The organism is Streptomyces desertarenae (assembly GCF_042681365.1).
Classification (GTDB): Bacteria; Actinomycetota; Actinomycetes; order Streptomycetales; family Streptomycetaceae; genus Streptomyces; species Streptomyces desertarenae.
In genome coordinates this window covers 176204-192454 of record NZ_JBHUFU010000009.1, presented here as the reverse complement: position 1 = coordinate 192454, position 16251 = coordinate 176204, and the positions used below count along the sequence as shown (strand labels likewise).

Genomic DNA, 16251 nt, shown 5'->3' with positions numbered 1-16251 from the left:
CGGGTGAGGAGTGACGACGATGACGGAGACCACCCAGCAGAGCCGCTCCGGCTCTTCCGCCGCCGGAGGTGCGTCCCCCGGCGGCAGGCAACTCGGTGAGGGGCGCGGCGCGACCGACCCGCGCGCCCGCGGGAGGACCACCATCGCCGACGGTGTGGTGGGGAAGATCGCCGGGATGGCGGCCCGCGACGTCGAGGGCGTCCACGCGATGGGCTCCGGCATGGCCCGTACCGTCGGCGCGGTGCGCGAGCGCGTTCCCGGCGGCGGCCGGCCCGCGACCCAGGGGGTGAAGGTCGAGGTCGGAGAGGTCCAGGCGGCGGTCAACCTGGACATCGTGGTCGAGTACGGGGTGGCGATCGCCGATGTGGCCAGCGATGTGCGGGAGAACGTGATCGAGGCGATCGAGCGAATGACCGGACTGGAGGTCGTCGAGGTCAACGTCGCGGTCGGCGACGTCAATCTCCCCGGCGAGGAGGAGGACGAGGAGGAGCAGCAGCCGGAGAGGCCGCGACTGCAGTAGGACGGCACGGGCCGCATCGGTCCGGCGGAGCACGAGCGCGAGGTAACGCACGATGAGTATGGCCGCAGTCGGCCTGATCGCCGGCATGGCACTGGGCTTCGCCGGGTACTTCGGCGGATTCGGAGCCTTCCTTCTGGTGGCCGCGCTGGGCGCGGTCGGTTTCGTCGCGGGCCGTGTCCTCGACGGTGGCCTGGATCCGGGAGAACTCTTCCGCACCAGTGAGCGCGGACGGCGGTAACCGGTGGCACAGGAGTTCCGCACGGCTGAGACATCCTGGGTGCCGGCAGCCGACCGGGGGGCGACGAGAATCGCCGACCGGGTCCTGACCAAGATCGCAATCCGGGCCGCCCGGGAAGCGCTGGGCGCCGTTCCCGACGCGCCCGGTGAGCCGCACGGCCGACGGGCCGCCGTACCACGGGCCATGATCGCTGCCCGCCACCCGTCGGACCGGGGCGGGGGGAGCGGCGACGGCCGGGTGTGGGTCGCCGTCGAGCTCCCCTACCCCTGCGACATCGGCGCGCAGTGCGACGCGGTGCGCGCCCGGGTGTCCGCGCGCCTGCGGGAACTGGCCGCTTTGGAGGTCCGGCAGGTCACCGTCGAGGTGACGCGACTGCACACGGTGCGCTCGAGCCCGTTCGGCACCCGGCGGGGGAGAACACGGTGAACCACGAGACCCGGCAGCAGCCGGCCCCCCGGGAAGCCCCCGGCGCGCGTCCCGCCGCCGCGGAGCAGCCCGCTGCCGACCCCTCCGGACGGGATCCGGGCGGCGGTGGAAGCGGGAGCACCCGGCGCTTCTGGTCCACCCGGCGAACGCCCGCAGCGGTGGTGGCGCTGATCGCGACCGTCATCGCCATCGCGCTGCTGTACGAGGCGGTCGCCGCGAGTGCCGGCCGGCCCCCCTCCCGGTGGTGGCGCGGAACCACCGACGAACTGGCCACCCGCCCCCTGGAGGACTCGCGGGTGGTCGTCGGGGCGGCGCTCACCGGTCTGCTGGGCCTGTGGCTGCTCCTCCTGGCAGTGACCCCGGGGCTTCGCCGGCTGCTGCCCATGCGCTGCGACGTCTCCGGCGGGGTCCGGATGCGCGCCGGACTGAAACGGTCCGCCGCCAGGCTGATCGTGCGCGACCGGTTGCAGGAGGTACCCGGGGTGGAGTCGGTCCGGGTGCGCGTGGGGCGGCGCAGGGTGAAGGCGAAGGCACGGGCGCACTTCAGGCCCCTCGACGAGGTACGGGGCGATGTGGACCGCGCCCTGCACGACGCGGTCGGGCGACTCGGACTCGCCCGGCGAACGAGAGTGGCGGCCCGTGTGCGGCGTCCGAAGAAACAGTAGGAGAGAGGCGAGGTGGGCCGGATGCTCACAGCGGTGAACCGGACCCTGCTGGGCCTGACCGGGCTGGTACTGCTGGGAGCAGGGCTGTCAGTGCTGGCAGGCGGCCTCGACCTCCACCGGAACGGGGGCATCGGGCTGCCGGCGCAGTGGCCGTGGAACAGGCCGGACGAGGTGCTGCTCGCCCGGGGCACCCCGGCCTGGTGGGGCGATGCCGGCTGGTGGCGCCGGCCGGTGGCGATCGGCGTGCCGGCCGTCGTCCTCCTGCTCGCCCTGTGGTGGCTCCAGGCCCAGCTCCGGCGACGCCCCCTGGACAAGGTCCTGGTCGGCAGCGGCGACGGCTACGGCGCCCTCCTCCGGGCACCGGCCCTGGAGAACGCGATGGACACGGAAGCCGAGGACCTGCCGGGCGTGGAGCGCTGCCGGACGAGGCTGGGACACCGCCGTACCGGGCCGCGGGCCCGGATCGACCTGGTGCTGGCCCCCCACGCGGACCCCGCCCGGACCCTGGCGGACCTGCGGGACGGCCCCCTGGAGAACGCCCGCGCCTCGGCGGGCCTCGAAGTGCTTCCGGCGGAGGTGCGCCTGCGTGCGGCACGGCACCGTACCCGGCGGGTGAGCTGACGTCCGCCGCGCCCCCGGCACCGGCCCGCACGCTCCCCGCCGGCCCCGCAGCGGCCCGTCGCGCTGCCGCGCCCTCCGCCACGCGCTCCGGTCGGCCGGAGCGGCGGCCCGGCCCTCGGGACCGGCCGGTGTCCGGCCGGCTGGGGCACAATTCTGCCCGGGACCCAACGGCGGCGAAGTGCCGAAGTGCCGCGGCGCGCGAGAATTGGGGAGTGGAACCGTGCCCGAGCGGGGAGTCGGAAGAGCGGAGACCCGGTACCAACAGGACCTGACGCCCCCGTGGGTGCTCCGGACGATCGGCAGTGTGTGCGGGCTCGCCGTGCTCCTGTGCCTCGCCGTCTGGACGCCCGTCGCGGTGGGCAGGGAACGTGCCTACCGGGCGGCGCCCCCGTGCCCGGCGAACGGTCCCGCCGGGGAGTGCCGGTGGGAGCGCGAGGCGACGGTCGCCGGCAAGGAGACCGTCGCGAAGAAGACCTACGTCGACTACTACGACCTCGCCCATGCCGACGGCTCGGAGCACCGGGTGCGGCTGGCCGGGGACGGATCCGTCCGGAACCGGCTGCGCGTCGGCGTCACCGTGACCACGATCACCTGGCGGGGCGAGGTGCGGGAGGTGGCCCTGGGCCCGTACCGGGAGGGCACCGAGGCCATGCCGGAGAGCGAGCACAAGGCCCCCGTCGGCATCGCGGCGCTCGCGCTCCCGTTCGCCGTGGTCTTCTTCTGGTCGGCCCACTGGCTGAGCCGTCGGAACAGGAGGGGCAGGCCGGTGGCGACGCAGCAGTTCGGGCCGTTCGTGGTCGCCTACCTCGCCGCGATGGTCCCGGGCATCGGCGGAGCGGCGGCCTTCTTCCTCCGGCCCGGTTTCCAGGACGCGCTGGTCCTCACGGCCTGGCTCACGGCCGGGACGCTGGTGGTCGTGGTGCCCTGGACGGCGTGGCTCGCCCACCGGTCCTTCCACCGGGGCTCCGAAGCGGAGCCGGCGGCCTGAGGGCGGCTGCCCCGGCCGCTCCGGCGACCCCGGGGCCGGGTCACGTGCCCACCACGCGACCGTGGCCAGCGGCCGGGAGCCGGCACCTCACCGCCGGCCGCGTGCCCGATCGTCAGCCGGGGCCCGCACGGAACGGTCCGATGGCCATCGGCACCTTGGCCAGGCGACCGATGAGGAAGAAGCTCAGCACGCCCGCCACCAGCGTTCCGACGCCGGCGTAGACGAGCCACCCTCCCAGGACGCAGCCGACGGCGGTGCCGAGGATTCCGGCGTAGGTCAGCAACCCGGGCACCCAGCCGTGGCGGTGGACCGCCATTCCCCCCAGCAGGCACGCGATCAGCAGCGGGACGAGGACGGCGAGGCCCGCCACCGCCACCCCGGTCCAGAGAACGCCCCACACCACCGGCCACAGCGGATCCTCGTCGGCGACGCGGCCGTCGAACACCCCGCCCAGACCCAGGGCGGCGAGCACCAAGGCCGCCCCCACGCCGACCCCGATCCAGATGGTCTTCTTGAGCCGGGTCTCCCAGCGGTGGATGAAGCCAGGACCGAAGCGGTACGGATGGGGCATCCTCAGAACCTATTGAGCGCTCGTCCGGCACGTCAACGCTCAACGGCTCGGCCGGTGCCGCACACGACGGTGCCGCTCCCCGCGGTCGTCCTGCGGGGGAGCCCGGCGCCCGGGCCCGGAAACCCGGGTGCGGGTGCCGCACGGCCGCCCCCGGGCTGCGCCCGTGGGAAGGGCGAGGCGCCGTACCGCCCGTTCGACGGATCGGAGACGCACGGGGCATGACCAGTCGACTGTTCGCGATCTGCTTCACCACGCCCCGGCCGCCGGACCTGGCGCGGTTCTGGTCCGGGGTCCTGGGCTGGGGGTCGGTCGACGGCCCGGACGACGACGTCGCGATCCTGCCCCCTGACGCCGCCGGGTTCCGCATCCGTTTCCTGCCGGGCCGGGAGCCGAGGACCGGCCGGAACCGGGCGCACTTCGACCTGACGAGCACCTGCCCGGAGGACCAGCGGCAGACGGTGGCCAGGGCGCTGGAACTGGGCGGGAAGCACCTCGACGTGGGCCAGCTCCCGGAAGACGGGCATGTGGTGCTCGCCGATCCGGACGGCAACGAGTTCTGCGTCATCGAGGCGGGCAACAGGTTCCTCGCCGGCACCGGCACCATCGGAGCGCTGGCCTGCGACGGTACGCGGGAGGCCGGTTGCTTCTGGAGCAGGGCGCTGCGGTGGCCGCTGGTCTGGGACCAGGACCAGGAGACCGCGATCCAATCGCCGGACGGCGGCACGAAGATCACCTGGGGTGGCCCTCCGGTGGCGCCGAAGACGGGCACGAACAGGCTGTACCTCGAACTGGCGCTCCCCGCCGGCGCCGCCGGGGAGGCGGAGGTCGACCGCCTGGTCTCGCTCGGTGCGACGCGCACCGGCGCGGGCCGGGGCGACGGCGGCCGGGTGCTGACACCACGTTGTTTCCGGCCGCAAGGGCGGCGCGGGCGATTTCCGCGCCGAGTCCCCGGGAGGCGCCGGTGATGAACCACGTACCCATGGAAAAGCCTTTCTCGTCGTTTTGCCGTTGCGGGACCCCCGTCTGCGAATGCGAGTTTTCCCGCCCTCCGCAGCCGCATGAAGGCTGCGCTCTTCCTGGGAGTCCCGCACCCGGGAGGAACCGGCGGCGCCGAAGTCTGGTGATATGTCAACAATCTGGTAGCGTAGGGGCATGGCGGAACCGCGATGGCTCGCTCCGGGCGAGGCCGAGGTCTGGGCGAAGTACCGGCTGCTACGCCGTGAGCTGCAGCGCGCCCAGGACCGGCAGCTGCAACGGGACTCCGGTCTCTCGGCGGCGGACTACGCCCTCCTCGCGCCGCTGTCCGAGTCCGCCGGCGGCGTGCTGAGGGCCAGGGACCTCGGGGCCGAGGTCGGCTGGGAGCGCAGCCGCCTGTCCCACCAGATCAGCCGCATGGAGAAGCGCGGCCTCGTCACGCGGGAACCCTGCGCCGACGACGCCCGCGGCTCGATGGTGCGCCTGACGGAGCACGGCAGGCGTGTCATCGAGGCGGCCGCACCCGGACATGCCGAGACGGTGCGGCGGCTTTTCTTCGATCCGCTCGAGCCCGGCGAGGCGGAATTCCTCGGTGAGGTTCTCGGGAGAATCCTGGAAGCCGTCGAAGAGAGCGCCCGGGAGTAACACCGCCCGGCGGTGGCCCGCCGGGGACTGCCGGCGGCTCCCGGCCCCGTGCGCGCAGGCGGCACGGACCGGCCCGCGCGGGCCCGGCCCGTTCCCCGGACCCCAGGCCGCCTCAGCCGCCCGGAGCGGGATCCTGCCGGCGGGGGACCCCGGGTGCGGCGATGGACCCCAGCAGGGCGAGAGCGTCCGCCGAAGGAGAGTCCGGTTCGGCCTGGAGGACGATGAGCTGCTGTCCCGGGGCGCTGCGGACGCCGAGCGCCTCGTACCGCAACTCGATGTCCCCCACCGCGGAGTGACGTACCCGCTTCACCTCGCACGGGGGGACCCGGGCGCGCTCACGGGCCCACAGCGCGCGGAACTCCCCGCTGCGCACGGACAGTTCGCCGACGATCCGCAGGACGCGGGGGTCGTCGGGTGTGTCCGCGGCGATCCGCTGCAGATCGGCCACGGCGCGGCGCCTGGCCCGTTCGGCGTCGCGGTGGAAGGCCTCGGCCGCCGGGTCCAGGAAGAGCATGCGCAGGATGTTGTCGCGCTCCGCGAAGTCGGAGTGGAGGGCGTCGGCCAGGGCGTTGGCCGCCAGAACGTCCTGGACGCGCCCGACGACGAGGGCCGGCGTCCCGGTCCAGCCCTCGATCAGGTGCCGCAGGTGGGGAGCGACACGTTCGACGCGGGCGGGGGGCTCCGTTCGGCGGGTGGCGGGCCGGGCCAGGCGGTGGAGCCGGCGGACGTCCTCCTCCCCGAGCCGGAGCGCGCGGGCCACGGCGCCCAGCACCCGGTGCGAGGGGCGGGATGCGCGGCCCTGTTCGAGCCGCACGTAGTAACTCGAACTGACACCTGCCAGGGCGGCGACCTCGTCGCGCCGCAGGCCGGGCACCCTCCGGCGCCCGGTGCCGGGCAGCCCCGCGTCCGCGGGGCTGAGGCGCTCCCGGTGGGCGCGGAGGAACCGACCCAGCTCTTCGGCCGTGTCGGAGTGCGTGCCGTCGTCCATGCCACCGAGGTTGGGACGGAAGCGCCTCGGAGGGATCAGCCGACGGTGGGTGCGTCACACCCAGGACCGGAGGACCCCACGCCCCGGGGGCGCGCCGGGCCGGACGGAGTCCCACCGCGACGCTTCCGCACCCGCACGGCCCGCGCCGGCCGCGCGGAGTGCGGCGCCCTCCCGCCCGAAGGGCCGGCCGTCCCGGGGCGAGGCGGCCGCGTCGGGGAGATCCCGCCGGTCAGGGCGGGCACTCGCTCCGGTGGGTCCCGAGCGGCCACCGCCGACCGCACGGCGGGCGCCTGCGGTCGGCCGGAGTCGGTCTAGTCTGGCTGCCATGAGCAGTGGGACACCCCTGGGCGATTTCCTCAGAGCCCGCCGGGAGGCGCTGAAGCCGCACGACGTCGGGCTGCCCGAGCATGGGCGGCGCAGGGTTCCGGGGCTGCGCAGGGAGGAAGTCGCGCTGCTGGCCGGGGTCAGTTCCGACTACTACATCAGGTTGGAGCAGGGACGGGAGAACAGCCCGTCCCCGCAGGTCGTCGCGGCGGTGGCCCAGGCGCTGAAACTGGGTGCGGAGGCCGCCGACCACCTCAACCGGCTGTGCCTCGCCGCATCGCAGCGCCCGCGCGGCTGGGGAAGCCGGGGAGAGGTCAGCCGGCAGTTGCTGGAGTTGATGGACGGCTGGGAGCACACTCCCGCCTTCGTCCTCGGCCCGGCTCTCGACGTCCTGGCGGGCAACTCCCTGGCGGCGGCCCTGCACAGCGGGTTCGACCGGTTCGACAACCTCGCCCGCATGGTTTTCGTCGACCCCGCGGGGCGCGAGTTCTACCGGGAGTGGGAACGGGCTGCGCATTCCTGCGTCGCCGAGCTCAGAACCGCCTACGGCTACGATCCCGCATCGGAACGGATCGCCGAGGTGGTCGGAGAGCTCTGCGCGTCGAGCGAGGAGTTCGCCGGGATCTGGCGGTTGCACGAGGTCAGGAGCAAGTCCCAGGAGGACAAGCACCTCAGGCATCCGCAGGTGGGCGATCTGCACATCAAGCTCGCGGCTTTCACCGTCAACGGTGCCCCGCACCAGCAGCTGGTCGTCTACCGGGCCGAACCGGCCGGCCCGACGGCAGCCGCCTTCGAGGCGCTGAGGGCCATGGCCGCCGCGTCCAGGCAGGTCCGGGCTCCTGAGCCCCTGTCCGGCCCCGCGGTCGACGAGCGGTAGCGGCACGTCCGCGGCACGCCGGTCCCGCCGTCCGCGGAGTAGGGCCGGTCAGGGGCGGCCGGACACCGGCCGTGCCGGCCGGAGGGACGCCCCGCCGGCCCGCGGCGGGCCCGGCGAGGGCACGCTTGTCCGCAGGCGCTCCTTCGGGCTCCACCGCGCGGACGGGAGGCGGCTCCACGACGTACGGAGGCGGTCCGGCTCCGTCGCCTCCCCGGATCCCCTCGGGAGGGACCGGCGGAAGGCAGGGGACACCGGTAGGGTGGCCTGCCGTGGGTGAGGGGGAAGAAATCGGGATGGTGGCGGTCCCGGCGGGACGGGTGACACTGTCGGACCGGCGGACGCGGAGCAGCTGGCCGGTCGAGGTCGCGCCGTTCGAGATGTCGGCGTTCCCGGTCACGCAGTCCTGGTACGCGAGGGTCACCGGCCGGCGGCCGAGCAGCGCCCGAGGCGAGCGGCTGCCGGTCGAGGGCGTTTCGTGGTGGGACGCGGTCCGGTTCTGCAACGCCCTGTCCCGACGCGAGGGGCTGACGCCCGCATACCGCCTGTGCGTCGACGCCGGGACGGCCGAATGGGACACCTCCGCAGACGGGTACCGGTTGCCGGCCGAGGCCGAATGGGAGCACGCCTGTCGTGCGGGTACCACCGGCCCGCGGTACGGCCGGCTCGACGAGATCGCCTGGTACCAGGGCAATTCCGGTGGACGGATCCACTCCGTCGGCGGCAGGCGGCCCAACGCATGGGGCCTGTACGACATGCTGGGCAACGTGTGGGACTGGTGCTGGGACGTCTACGACGCCGAGGTGTACGGCACCTACCGGGTGCTCCGCGGCGGTGGATGGGCCGACGAGCACTGGAGCTGCCGGGCGTCGGTGCGGCGGCGCAGCCACCCGACCTTCCGGATCGACGACGTGGGATTCCGCGTCGCGCGCTCCACACCGCTGTCCCGGCCGCAACAGCCCCGTTCCGAACCGGTCGGCCGGGACCTGTCCGGTGGACCATGTGGCGGCCTCGCGTCGGAGCCGTCGCTCCGGCGGCGGGGCGGGGTGATCTGACGAATGCCGAGCGGGCTCTGCCGGAGCTGCACCTGCCGGCGTCGGGGCCGCACGGGGGCCGGTGGGACGATCGCCGCGGGAGATCGACGTGATCCGTCGACCACCCTCTCGGCGGCCAGGAAGTCCGCCGGCTTGGTCGGACTCCATGTCGAGAACGGCAGGTGGTGATCGGTGGGCTCGGACCTGGCGACCTTCTCGATCTCACGTCGCTCGGTCAGCGTGAACGTCTTCGGCCGGCCGCCCCTGCACTTCGGACACAGCGAGTCGAAGCCGTCCGCGTTGAAATTCCGGGTCACGTCTCCGACCCGGTCGCCGCTGGTGAACGACACCTCGGCGATCCTTGCCACCGGCATGCCTTGCGCGGGCAGCAGCACCGTCTGGGCCCGCCGCCATGCCACCACCGACCCGGTGTCCCTGCGGATGATCCGCGGCAGCCGCCGACCCTCATCGTCGATCTCACGAGCCTGTGAACGTCCAGCCACGTGGTCATTCCGGCCCGGCCGCCGAGCCGGGAACCACCCGACGAGGCGGACTGTCACGAGGCAAATGCTGTAAGCGCTCGGGTGAGTTCGGCGTCGTACTGATCGGCGTCGAAGTGAAAGGCCGGAGGACGCGCCTCATCAGCGGGCACCTGCCAGTCGGACCACTCCACGATCTCGCCGTGACGCTGCACGAACACGGACAGGTAGCCACAGCACCCGCCCGTGCACTCGGGCTCACCCAGTACTGCACGTCGTCCCTCGTCGGTCGCCCAGAAGGGACCCTGGCCCTCGGCCGGCAGCGCCTCCTCCGCGAACGGGCCGCGGCCTCCCTCTTCGATCATCGCTGCCGCCACCTCTTCGCCATCGATCCGGAAGGACAACTGGGCAGGCCATCGGGGGCCTGGTGGCAACACGCTGATCCCAAGCCGATTGAACACCCAGGCATCCTAGGCGAGTACTGCCGCCACCGTTCCGTTCCCACGACCGGATGCGGGCCTCCGGCCGGCTACCAGTCGACGTCCGAAGGGGGCGAACGCTGCTTGGGAACGCTGCCTGATGCGGCGCCAGGTTCCGTCCGGTGAACGATCTCGGGCCGGTTCGCGGAGCCGGAGGATCCGTGAGGCGAGACGGACTCCCGCCTTGTAGCGGGTGGCCGGTTTGTCGAAGCGGGCGACGAAAAGGGGGAGCCGACCGGCCCGAATCGAAGTCGACCGGGGCAGGTACGGGACGAGGATCCATCTGATCACCGACCGGAATGGTCTGCCCCTGCAGATCGGCATCTCCGGCGCCAACACCCACGACAGCCAGGCCCTCCTCCCGCTCGTGCGCGGTACCCCGCCCGTTCGCTCCCGCCGCGGCCGACGGCGCCGCAGGCCCGCCCCGTCCACGGCGACGCGGCCGGGGGCGCTGATCGGGGGCCACCGACAACTGCGGCCGGTGCCGCCCGGGGAAGACCGAGCACAGTGACAGACCGAGAGAGTGGTTGACACATCAACAAAAAAGGTTAAGGTTCAACTAGTTAGCGGAGCGGCCGGCAGTCGGCCACCCCGCCATCCCATCGGAGGACGGTCATGAACAAGAAGTCACTGATGTCGCGCACCGCCGTGGTCCTCGCCGCCCTGGGCGCCGTCACAGCCGGCGTCGTGCCCCAGGTCCAGGCCGCACAGCCGCACACGGCGGCGACAGCCGTCCGTACCGCCTCCCAGGGCGAGTTGTTCCCCGAGCTCAACGGGATGCGGATCAAGGCCGCCGACTCCGGCGACATCCACCTCGTCCTGGACGGCAGGCGTCACCTCATCCCCAGCTCCGTGACCCATGGCGCGCTCTTCCGCGGCACCGACGGCATCCGGCTCGTCCTGACGGCCGACAACATCGCCGACGGCGGTCCCCTCACCGCCTACGCCCACCTCGCCCGCAGCGCCGACGACCCGACCGTCTACCTCGTCTCCAACGGCCACAAGCGCGAGATCACGCCCGCCGCCATGGACAGGTACGCCTTCGACTGGCAGAAGGTCCGCACCACCTACCCCGAAGTGCTCGCCGCCCTGCCCGCCGCCGCCCCCCTGATCTGAGAGCCGGCCGCCCCGCCCGGTACGCCCGGCACCTTCGGGGCCGGTACCGGGCGAGCGGGCCGATCGACCGGCCGGTGCCCGGCCCTCCTGGACGGGACGGGCGCGTCAGGTGAAGACGTAGCTGCCGATGCCCGAGATGCTGGTGAGCCCGGGTTCCGCGAGGCAGGCCAGGAGGTCGAGGTTGGGCAGCTCGACGACGTGCAGGACGGAGTCACCGGCGAACTTGCCCGCCGTCACCGTCCCGTTCTCCACGATGACCAGCGTGCCCAGGACGTAGTTGGCGGACCGGCTGTAGCCGATCGTGCTGGTTTCACCGGTGTTCCAGGTGATGGTGTACGAGCCGCTGCCGGACGCGGCCAGGTCCGTGCACGAGCGGTCGAGGCCGCGGATGGTCGCCTGCACCTGCCCCCGCGTCACGGCCGGATCGGCCAAGGACGTGCACGACAGGACGTTGTGCACGGTCACGTCCACCGGCCGGCGCGTGTTCAGCAGGCCGGGGGAGTAGGACACGGACTCGTCCTCCGTGCAGGTGAGATCGCCCGGCGCCGCGTGCGCGGACGCCGGTGAGAGCAGCAGGGACGACGCGATCAGCGCGATCACGGCCAGCAGGCCTCGAATGCTCCGCACCGCCTGTACCTCCACAGTGACGGTCACCTCCGCACGTGCGACGTGAAGTGACGGGTGGGGTACCGAAAGTACACAACACCCGGATGCGCGAGAAGACCGCGGGCCCTCTCCGTCCGCCTCCGTCCGCGGCACGGTCCGTACCGGCGGCCGCGGGCGGCGCGGACGGCCGGGTCGGCGGCGGTCGGACCGCTCCCGCTCCCCGCCTCGCACTCTCCGCCCGGGAGCAGCGGCCCGGTCGGCCCGGGTCGGCGGCTCGGCGCAGCCGCTGCACCCTCGACGGCACCACCGTCGGAACCGGCTCCGCCCCCACCGCTTCGCCAACGCCCGGGCGCGGGCCGCACACGGAAGCAGGCCGACCGATCGCCCCGACATCCGGTCGGCGGCCACCGCGTGCCGGCCGGGCCGATGCCATCCGAGCGGAATGCGCCCTGAAACCCGGGGCCGGGCGTCGGGGCAGGCCGTGGTGGCGACGCGGCCCCTGCCCCGGCCCGAGGGCGCGCACCGGTGGTGGATCCCGCCCGCCCGGCGGCCCGCCCGTGCCCGCCGCAGCGCTCGGCGAACGGCCCCGGCAGTCCGTTCAGGGCGTGCCCCGGCCGGGGCGTCGCCGTGCGGTCCTGCTGCCGAGCCGTTTGCCGCACCACCAGGAGGCCAGGCAACCGGCGGCGAACACCGCCGCGCCGGCGGCGCCGGCCATCTGGTGACGCCCGTCGGTGCCCTCCCCGCCGTCCGGAGCCGGCCCGGGCGTCCCGTCCGGGTCGGCCGGCGCCCAGGCAGCCCGGGCGATCCCGCTGCGCGCCCGCAACCAGGCGTCCGTCTCCTCCTTGCCCCCGCAGACCCGCACGAACGCCCGTACCACGTCCTCCCGGGGCAGAGTGGTGCGACTCAGCACGGCCGCGAGCGTGCTGGGCGGCAGTGTGTCGCCGTTCCGGTGCGCACGGGCGGCGATCTCCCGGTACGTCAGCCCGGACCACGCTTTGAGCGCACGCATGCAGTCCACGAACGACCGGGGGTCGGAAACGTCGTCGGGGCGGGGTGGACAGTGATGTCCCATCTCGTGGCCTCCCTTGAGGATGCGGTGGGGTGTCGCCGCGGCATTGCGGTCCGGGGCCGGCCGCTTGGCCGGTCGGCTGCGGGACACCTGCGGCTCCATGGGCGTCCCGGGTACCGAGCACCCCGCGCACCCGCGCGTTCCGGACTGTTCCGGACGGCCTGACGGACACGGGGACTGAGGGGCGGCGGCGCTGTCGCGGGCGACGCGGTGCCGGCGTGCGGCAGCCGCGGCCGGCGTGGGCCGGGACCGGGACCGGCCCACGCCGGCGTCCGGGCCGTGCCGGCTCCGGGACGGCACCGCGCCGAGGGAGCACGGCGGGCCGGCGGTGCGGCGGCCGGCCCCGGTCGGCTCGGGGAGCCGACCGGGGCTTCCGGCTCAGTGCTGGTACGCTCCGGCGTCCGGGGCGGTGGCGGGGACCGCGGCGCCGGCGATGTCCCTGGTGTAGCCGACGGGGACGCCGCGTCCCAGGGCGGGGCTCCCCGGCTGCAGCCGCAGGTCGCCCTCACCGGTGAACAGGGGATCGGCCGTCACGGAGGCGGGCCCGGGGTCGAACCGGACGTCGGGGCCCCAGTACACGCTGTTGTCCTCGTCGGCGCCCTCACCGTCCTCGTAACCGACGGTGCCGCCCACCGACACGATGTTGTTGCGCAGCTTCAGGACGCCGGGTGCGCACCCCGCGTAGCACACCCACCCGTCGGACCGTTCGCCGGGCAGGTGCACGGAGTTGTTCACGGCCGTCGTGCCCCTGACCGGACCGGTGCCGACTCCGGCTCCGCGGGTGACCAGGAACGCCCCCGCGTCACGGACCGAGGTGACGACGTTGTAGGCGTACGTGTTGCCGTCCGCGGTCGCGCCCTCGTCGTGCCCGAGTTCGGTGAAGACGAGGTTGTCCCGGGTGGTGTTGTACTCGATGCGGTTGCGGTCCCCGTTGTAGACCTCGATGGCGGCTCCGTCGTACCCGTAGTCGTAACTGGTGGCGAAGCTGCCGGTGATGGTGTTGCCGGTGATGGTGTTGTCGTCGCCGTTGAGCAGGATCCCGAACGCGCCGGAGTCGTTCTCGCCGCCGGGGTCGTTGACGCTCATCTCGTTGTTGTCGACCAGTTCGCCGGCGCGCACGGTGTTGAACGAGGCCCCCTCGGTGATGACCACCCCGGCGACGTTCTTGTCGGCCCGCACCGAGTCGAGCAGGTTGTGGTCGCCCCGGATCTCGAACCCGGCCCAGGCGCAGCCGGTGGCCCGCAGCCCGGAGACCCGCACGTACGAGCCGATGAGGAGGACGCACTCGACCGCGCCGCCACCGATCACCGGCCGGGCCCCGTCGCCGTGGGCGGTCACCGACAGCGGGCTCGTCGCCGTCCCGCTCCTGGAGACGACGAGCCGGCCGGTCCAGCTCTGACCGCGCCGGAAGCTGACGGTGTCACCGGGGCGGAACGCGAAGGCGTTGACCTTGCCCAGGCTCCGCCAGGCGGCGGCCGCGCTCGTCCCCGCGTTGCCGTCGTGACCGTTCACCGCGTCCACGTAGTAGGTGGTGCCCGAGGCCCCGGCCGGGGCCTCGGCGGACGCGGACTGCGCCGCGGTCCCGGCGAGGGCCATGGCGACGGCGACGGACAGGCAGGCCGCGCCACGGCGCTTGTACGAGGGTGTCCGGAACAGGGACAGCGGCATGGATACCTCCGAGGGCGAGGAGAGGAGACGCGCGGGGAACGGACGTGAACCCGGCGGGAGGGGGGCCGGACAGGGGCGCCCCCGCCCGGTCCGCGGATGCTCTCACCGTCGTACGCCGTTTCCCCCGGCCGCAACGGTGTCGGCCGTTCCGGACACGTTCCGGACGGCACCGGCGCGCCTCGGACGGACCCGCCGGTGCCGGGCGCGCGTCCGCCCGGTCAGGCGGATTCGACGAAGAACTCCTGGTCGGCGGTGCCCGTACACGTCGTCTGCACCCATTCGGCCCCTTCCTCGGTCATCGGGTCCACGAACCCGAGACACTTGCCGCTGTGGGTCGGTCGCACCTGGAACCTCCGCGGCCCGGGGCCGTCCACCGGTTCGAGTAGGAACCTCTGGTGGGGCGCCGTGGTGTCGCAGTCGTGCGGAGCCACCAGAAGACCGTCCTGGAGGCCGCCGTCGTCCACCTGAAGGCAGCCCGGCCCGTGCTCGGGATGGACCCAGACGATCTGGTAGACCCCGCTTCCCAGTGCTTCCAGTGCCACCCTCGGCGGAAGGCCCTTCACCGCGCCGCAGTCACGCTGCACCGCCAGCGGACGGTCGGTGCGCCCGTTGCGCTCCCGGCCCTCCGTGACGCACATGCCCGTGTGGGCCGCACGGATGCGGACGTCGCCGACGGGCGGCCGGTCGGGCGGGGCCGCGGACGGCCGGCCGGTCCCGTCCTCCATGACGGTGAGCGCGACGAGCACTCCCGCGACGAGCACGGCCGACAGGCTCGTGCCGACCACCGCCCACAACCGCGGGCGGAGCGCGACCGGGCGGAACCGCCCGGGCCGCCTGCCGCCGACGCCGGCATCGGGCGCCGCCGCCTCGCCGGCGCGGCCGCCTGCTCCCGCAGCGGGCCCCTGCCGGTCCGGAGGGCCCGTCTCGGCGGGGTGTCCGGCCACCTGCGCCGCGGCTGCCCGGTCGTAGGCGGACATCCACGCGGCCATCGCCTCCTCGTCGCAACCGCAGGCCCGGACCAGCGCTTTCACCACGTCCCTGCGCGGCAGGGTGGTCCGGGACAAGCTACCGGCCAGGGTGCTGTGCGGCAGCACCTCCCCGGCCGCCTCGGCGCGGGCGGACAGCTGCCGGTAGGTCAGCTTCGACCAGTCCTTGAGCGCGCGCAGCGCGGCGACGTACTCCTCCGCTGTCGCGGCGTGGGACGGATCGGGCGTCTCCCGGCCGATCTGCCTCTGCTGCCCATGGCTCTCCTGCATCGCACTGCCTTCCTCACGGACACCGCGTCCGGACAGTGCTCAGCATCGTGTTCGGGCAGGTGCAGCCTCAAGACGGGTCCGCGCCGAAGGCGGTGTTTCGGCCACGGCGGCCGAGCGGTCCGGCGATCCGGTCTGCTCGCTCTTCGAGCGGGTGAGACGGCGGCGGGCGTACGCCGCCCACCTGCCGGGGCGCGGGGGTTTCCGGCGGTGACGGGGGGACGGATCCGCCCGCCGACGTCACGGGTGCGGCGAAGCACACAAACGGAAGGACCCGTACGGGTGGTGCGGATGATCTCCTGCTGGATAGCGTGAGTCATCGGACCGGACAACTGTCCGCACGCTGTTCCCGGGGTTCGGCCCCCGACCGCCCGGCGCGCCGCAGGGACGAGGGTCCGTTCCCCGGACCCGAGGCAGCTCGTGGTGACGGGACCGGCGACACGCGTGCCGCCGGTGGCGCAGAACCCGGAAAGCGAGCCGACAGATGCAGCCGACGTTCGTACTGGTTCAAGGAGCCTTCGCGAACTCCTTCCCCCTCACGCCGCTTCAGGCCGAACCCGGCCTCCAGGGCACCGCTCGGTCGCCGTCGACCTGCCCGGCCACGGATCCGGGGCGACCTGCCCCCGCGCCCGCCAGGCGTCGCAGGACCTCGAAGGGCTCGCCGTGCTCACGGTCCGGTCCGCCCGGCCGTGACCGCGAGCGGCCGAACCCG

General features: G+C 73.8%; 18 protein-coding genes and 3 pseudogenes. 13 read left to right on the top strand and 8 right to left on the bottom strand.

Annotation, left to right across the window (positions count from 1 at the left end; translation table 11 throughout):
* The first annotated feature begins 19 nt into the window (after nucleotides 1–19).
* From ACFSJS_RS16905 to ACFSJS_RS16880, 6 genes are all read left to right on the top strand, one after another.
* The gene (locus ACFSJS_RS16905) at nucleotides 20–520 is read left to right on the top strand and encodes an Asp23/Gls24 family envelope stress response protein (protein ID WP_380901135.1); all 501 of its coding nucleotides are present in this window, start codon (nucleotides 20–22) and stop codon (nucleotides 518–520) included.
* Between the two features lie 52 nt (nucleotides 521–572).
* The gene (locus ACFSJS_RS16900; protein WP_380901133.1) at nucleotides 573–758 is read left to right on the top strand and encodes a hypothetical protein; all 186 of its coding nucleotides are present in this window, start codon (nucleotides 573–575) and stop codon (nucleotides 756–758) included.
* Nucleotides 759–797: 39 nt separating this feature from the next.
* Nucleotides 798–1184, top strand: coding sequence for an Asp23/Gls24 family envelope stress response protein (locus tag ACFSJS_RS16895; RefSeq protein WP_380901131.1), 387 nt, complete (start codon nucleotides 798–800; stop codon nucleotides 1182–1184).
* Nucleotides 1181–1849, top strand: a complete 669-nt coding sequence (locus ACFSJS_RS16890; protein WP_380901129.1) for a DUF6286 domain-containing protein — start codon at nucleotides 1181–1183, stop codon at nucleotides 1847–1849. Before ACFSJS_RS16895 ends, ACFSJS_RS16890 begins: the two co-directional genes overlap by 4 nt.
* Nucleotides 1850–1870: 21 nt before the next feature.
* A complete protein-coding gene (locus ACFSJS_RS16885) occupies nucleotides 1871–2470 on the top strand; it encodes an Asp23/Gls24 family envelope stress response protein (protein ID WP_380901127.1) in 600 nt (199 codons plus the stop codon).
* A 304-nt stretch (nucleotides 2471–2774) separates the two neighbouring features.
* Nucleotides 2775–3458 carry a hypothetical protein gene (locus ACFSJS_RS16880; protein WP_380901125.1) on the top strand — a complete coding sequence of 228 codons (684 nt, stop codon included), beginning with the start codon at nucleotides 2775–2777 and terminating at the stop codon, nucleotides 3456–3458.
* 112 nt (nucleotides 3459–3570) lie between these two features.
* Here ACFSJS_RS16880 and ACFSJS_RS16875 read toward each other — a convergent pair whose 3' ends face one another.
* Nucleotides 3571–4029 carry a hypothetical protein gene (locus ACFSJS_RS16875; protein WP_380901123.1) on the bottom strand — a complete coding sequence of 153 codons (459 nt, stop codon included), beginning with the start codon at nucleotides 4027–4029 and terminating at the stop codon, nucleotides 3571–3573.
* Nucleotides 4030–4247: 218 nt separating this feature from the next.
* Here ACFSJS_RS16875 and ACFSJS_RS16870 point away from each other — a divergent pair, with 218 nt between their 5' ends.
* A complete protein-coding gene (locus tag ACFSJS_RS16870; protein WP_380901121.1) occupies nucleotides 4248–4994 on the top strand; it encodes a VOC family protein in 747 nt (248 codons plus the stop codon).
* Between the two features lie 187 nt (nucleotides 4995–5181).
* A complete protein-coding gene (locus ACFSJS_RS16865) occupies nucleotides 5182–5649 on the top strand; it encodes a MarR family winged helix-turn-helix transcriptional regulator (RefSeq protein ID WP_380901119.1) in 468 nt (155 codons plus the stop codon).
* Between the two features lie 112 nt (nucleotides 5650–5761).
* Here the strand turns inward: ACFSJS_RS16865 and ACFSJS_RS16860 are convergent, their stop codons facing one another.
* Nucleotides 5762–6637 carry a helix-turn-helix transcriptional regulator gene (locus ACFSJS_RS16860; RefSeq protein ID WP_380901117.1) on the bottom strand — a complete coding sequence of 292 codons (876 nt, stop codon included), beginning with the start codon at nucleotides 6635–6637 and terminating at the stop codon, nucleotides 5762–5764.
* Nucleotides 6638–6962: 325 nt separating this feature from the next.
* Here ACFSJS_RS16860 and ACFSJS_RS16855 point away from each other — a divergent pair, with 325 nt between their 5' ends.
* Nucleotides 6963–7838: a helix-turn-helix transcriptional regulator gene (locus tag ACFSJS_RS16855; RefSeq protein WP_380901115.1), complete on the top strand. Its 876-nt coding sequence runs from the start codon at nucleotides 6963–6965 to the stop codon at nucleotides 7836–7838.
* A gap of 293 nt (nucleotides 7839–8131) precedes the next feature.
* Nucleotides 8132–8890 (top strand): formylglycine-generating enzyme family protein, encoded by a 759-nt coding sequence (locus ACFSJS_RS16850; RefSeq protein WP_380901297.1) that lies wholly within the window; start codon nucleotides 8132–8134, stop codon nucleotides 8888–8890.
* 95 nt (nucleotides 8891–8985) lie between these two features.
* Here ACFSJS_RS16850 and ACFSJS_RS16845 read toward each other — a convergent pair.
* Together ACFSJS_RS16845 and ACFSJS_RS16840 are read right to left on the bottom strand one after the other, a co-directional pair.
* Nucleotides 8986–9372 (bottom strand): annotated as a pseudogene (locus ACFSJS_RS16845) (COG3415 family protein); the annotation flags it as partial.
* Nucleotides 9373–9425: 53 nt separating this feature from the next.
* Nucleotides 9426–9809 (bottom strand): hypothetical protein, encoded by a 384-nt coding sequence (locus tag ACFSJS_RS16840; protein WP_380901113.1) that lies wholly within the window; start codon nucleotides 9807–9809, stop codon nucleotides 9426–9428.
* Nucleotides 9810–10049: 240 nt separating this feature from the next.
* Here ACFSJS_RS16840 and ACFSJS_RS16835 point away from each other — a divergent pair.
* Together ACFSJS_RS16835 and ACFSJS_RS16830 are read left to right on the top strand one after the other, a co-directional pair.
* Nucleotides 10050–10248, top strand: a pseudogene (locus ACFSJS_RS16835) (transposase); the annotation flags it as partial.
* A gap of 194 nt (nucleotides 10249–10442) precedes the next feature.
* The gene (locus tag ACFSJS_RS16830) at nucleotides 10443–10943 is read left to right on the top strand and encodes a hypothetical protein (protein ID WP_380901111.1); all 501 of its coding nucleotides are present in this window, start codon (nucleotides 10443–10445) and stop codon (nucleotides 10941–10943) included.
* A gap of 105 nt (nucleotides 10944–11048) precedes the next feature.
* On the opposite strand, the gene ACFSJS_RS16825 is transcribed toward ACFSJS_RS16830, so the two are convergent.
* From ACFSJS_RS16825 to ACFSJS_RS16810, 4 genes are all read right to left on the bottom strand, one after another.
* Nucleotides 11049–11570 (bottom strand): hypothetical protein, encoded by a 522-nt coding sequence (locus ACFSJS_RS16825; RefSeq protein ID WP_380901109.1) that lies wholly within the window; start codon nucleotides 11568–11570, stop codon nucleotides 11049–11051.
* A gap of 577 nt (nucleotides 11571–12147) precedes the next feature.
* On the bottom strand, nucleotides 12148–12558 hold the full coding sequence (locus ACFSJS_RS16820) for a helix-turn-helix domain-containing protein (protein ID WP_380901107.1): 411 nt from the start codon (nucleotides 12556–12558) through the stop codon (nucleotides 12148–12150).
* A 438-nt stretch (nucleotides 12559–12996) separates the two neighbouring features.
* On the bottom strand, nucleotides 12997–14286 hold the full coding sequence (locus ACFSJS_RS16815) for a right-handed parallel beta-helix repeat-containing protein (protein WP_380901105.1): 1290 nt from the start codon (nucleotides 14284–14286) through the stop codon (nucleotides 12997–12999).
* A 218-nt stretch (nucleotides 14287–14504) separates the two neighbouring features.
* Nucleotides 14505–15542 carry an XRE family transcriptional regulator gene (locus tag ACFSJS_RS16810; RefSeq protein ID WP_380901103.1) on the bottom strand — a complete coding sequence of 346 codons (1038 nt, stop codon included), beginning with the start codon at nucleotides 15540–15542 and terminating at the stop codon, nucleotides 14505–14507.
* Nucleotides 15543–16023: 481 nt separating this feature from the next.
* On the opposite strand from ACFSJS_RS16810, the pseudogene ACFSJS_RS16805 reads away from it, so the two are divergent.
* Nucleotides 16024–16202: pseudogene (locus ACFSJS_RS16805) on the top strand (alpha/beta hydrolase); the annotation flags it as partial.
* Nucleotides 16203–16251: the final 49 nt, after the last annotated feature.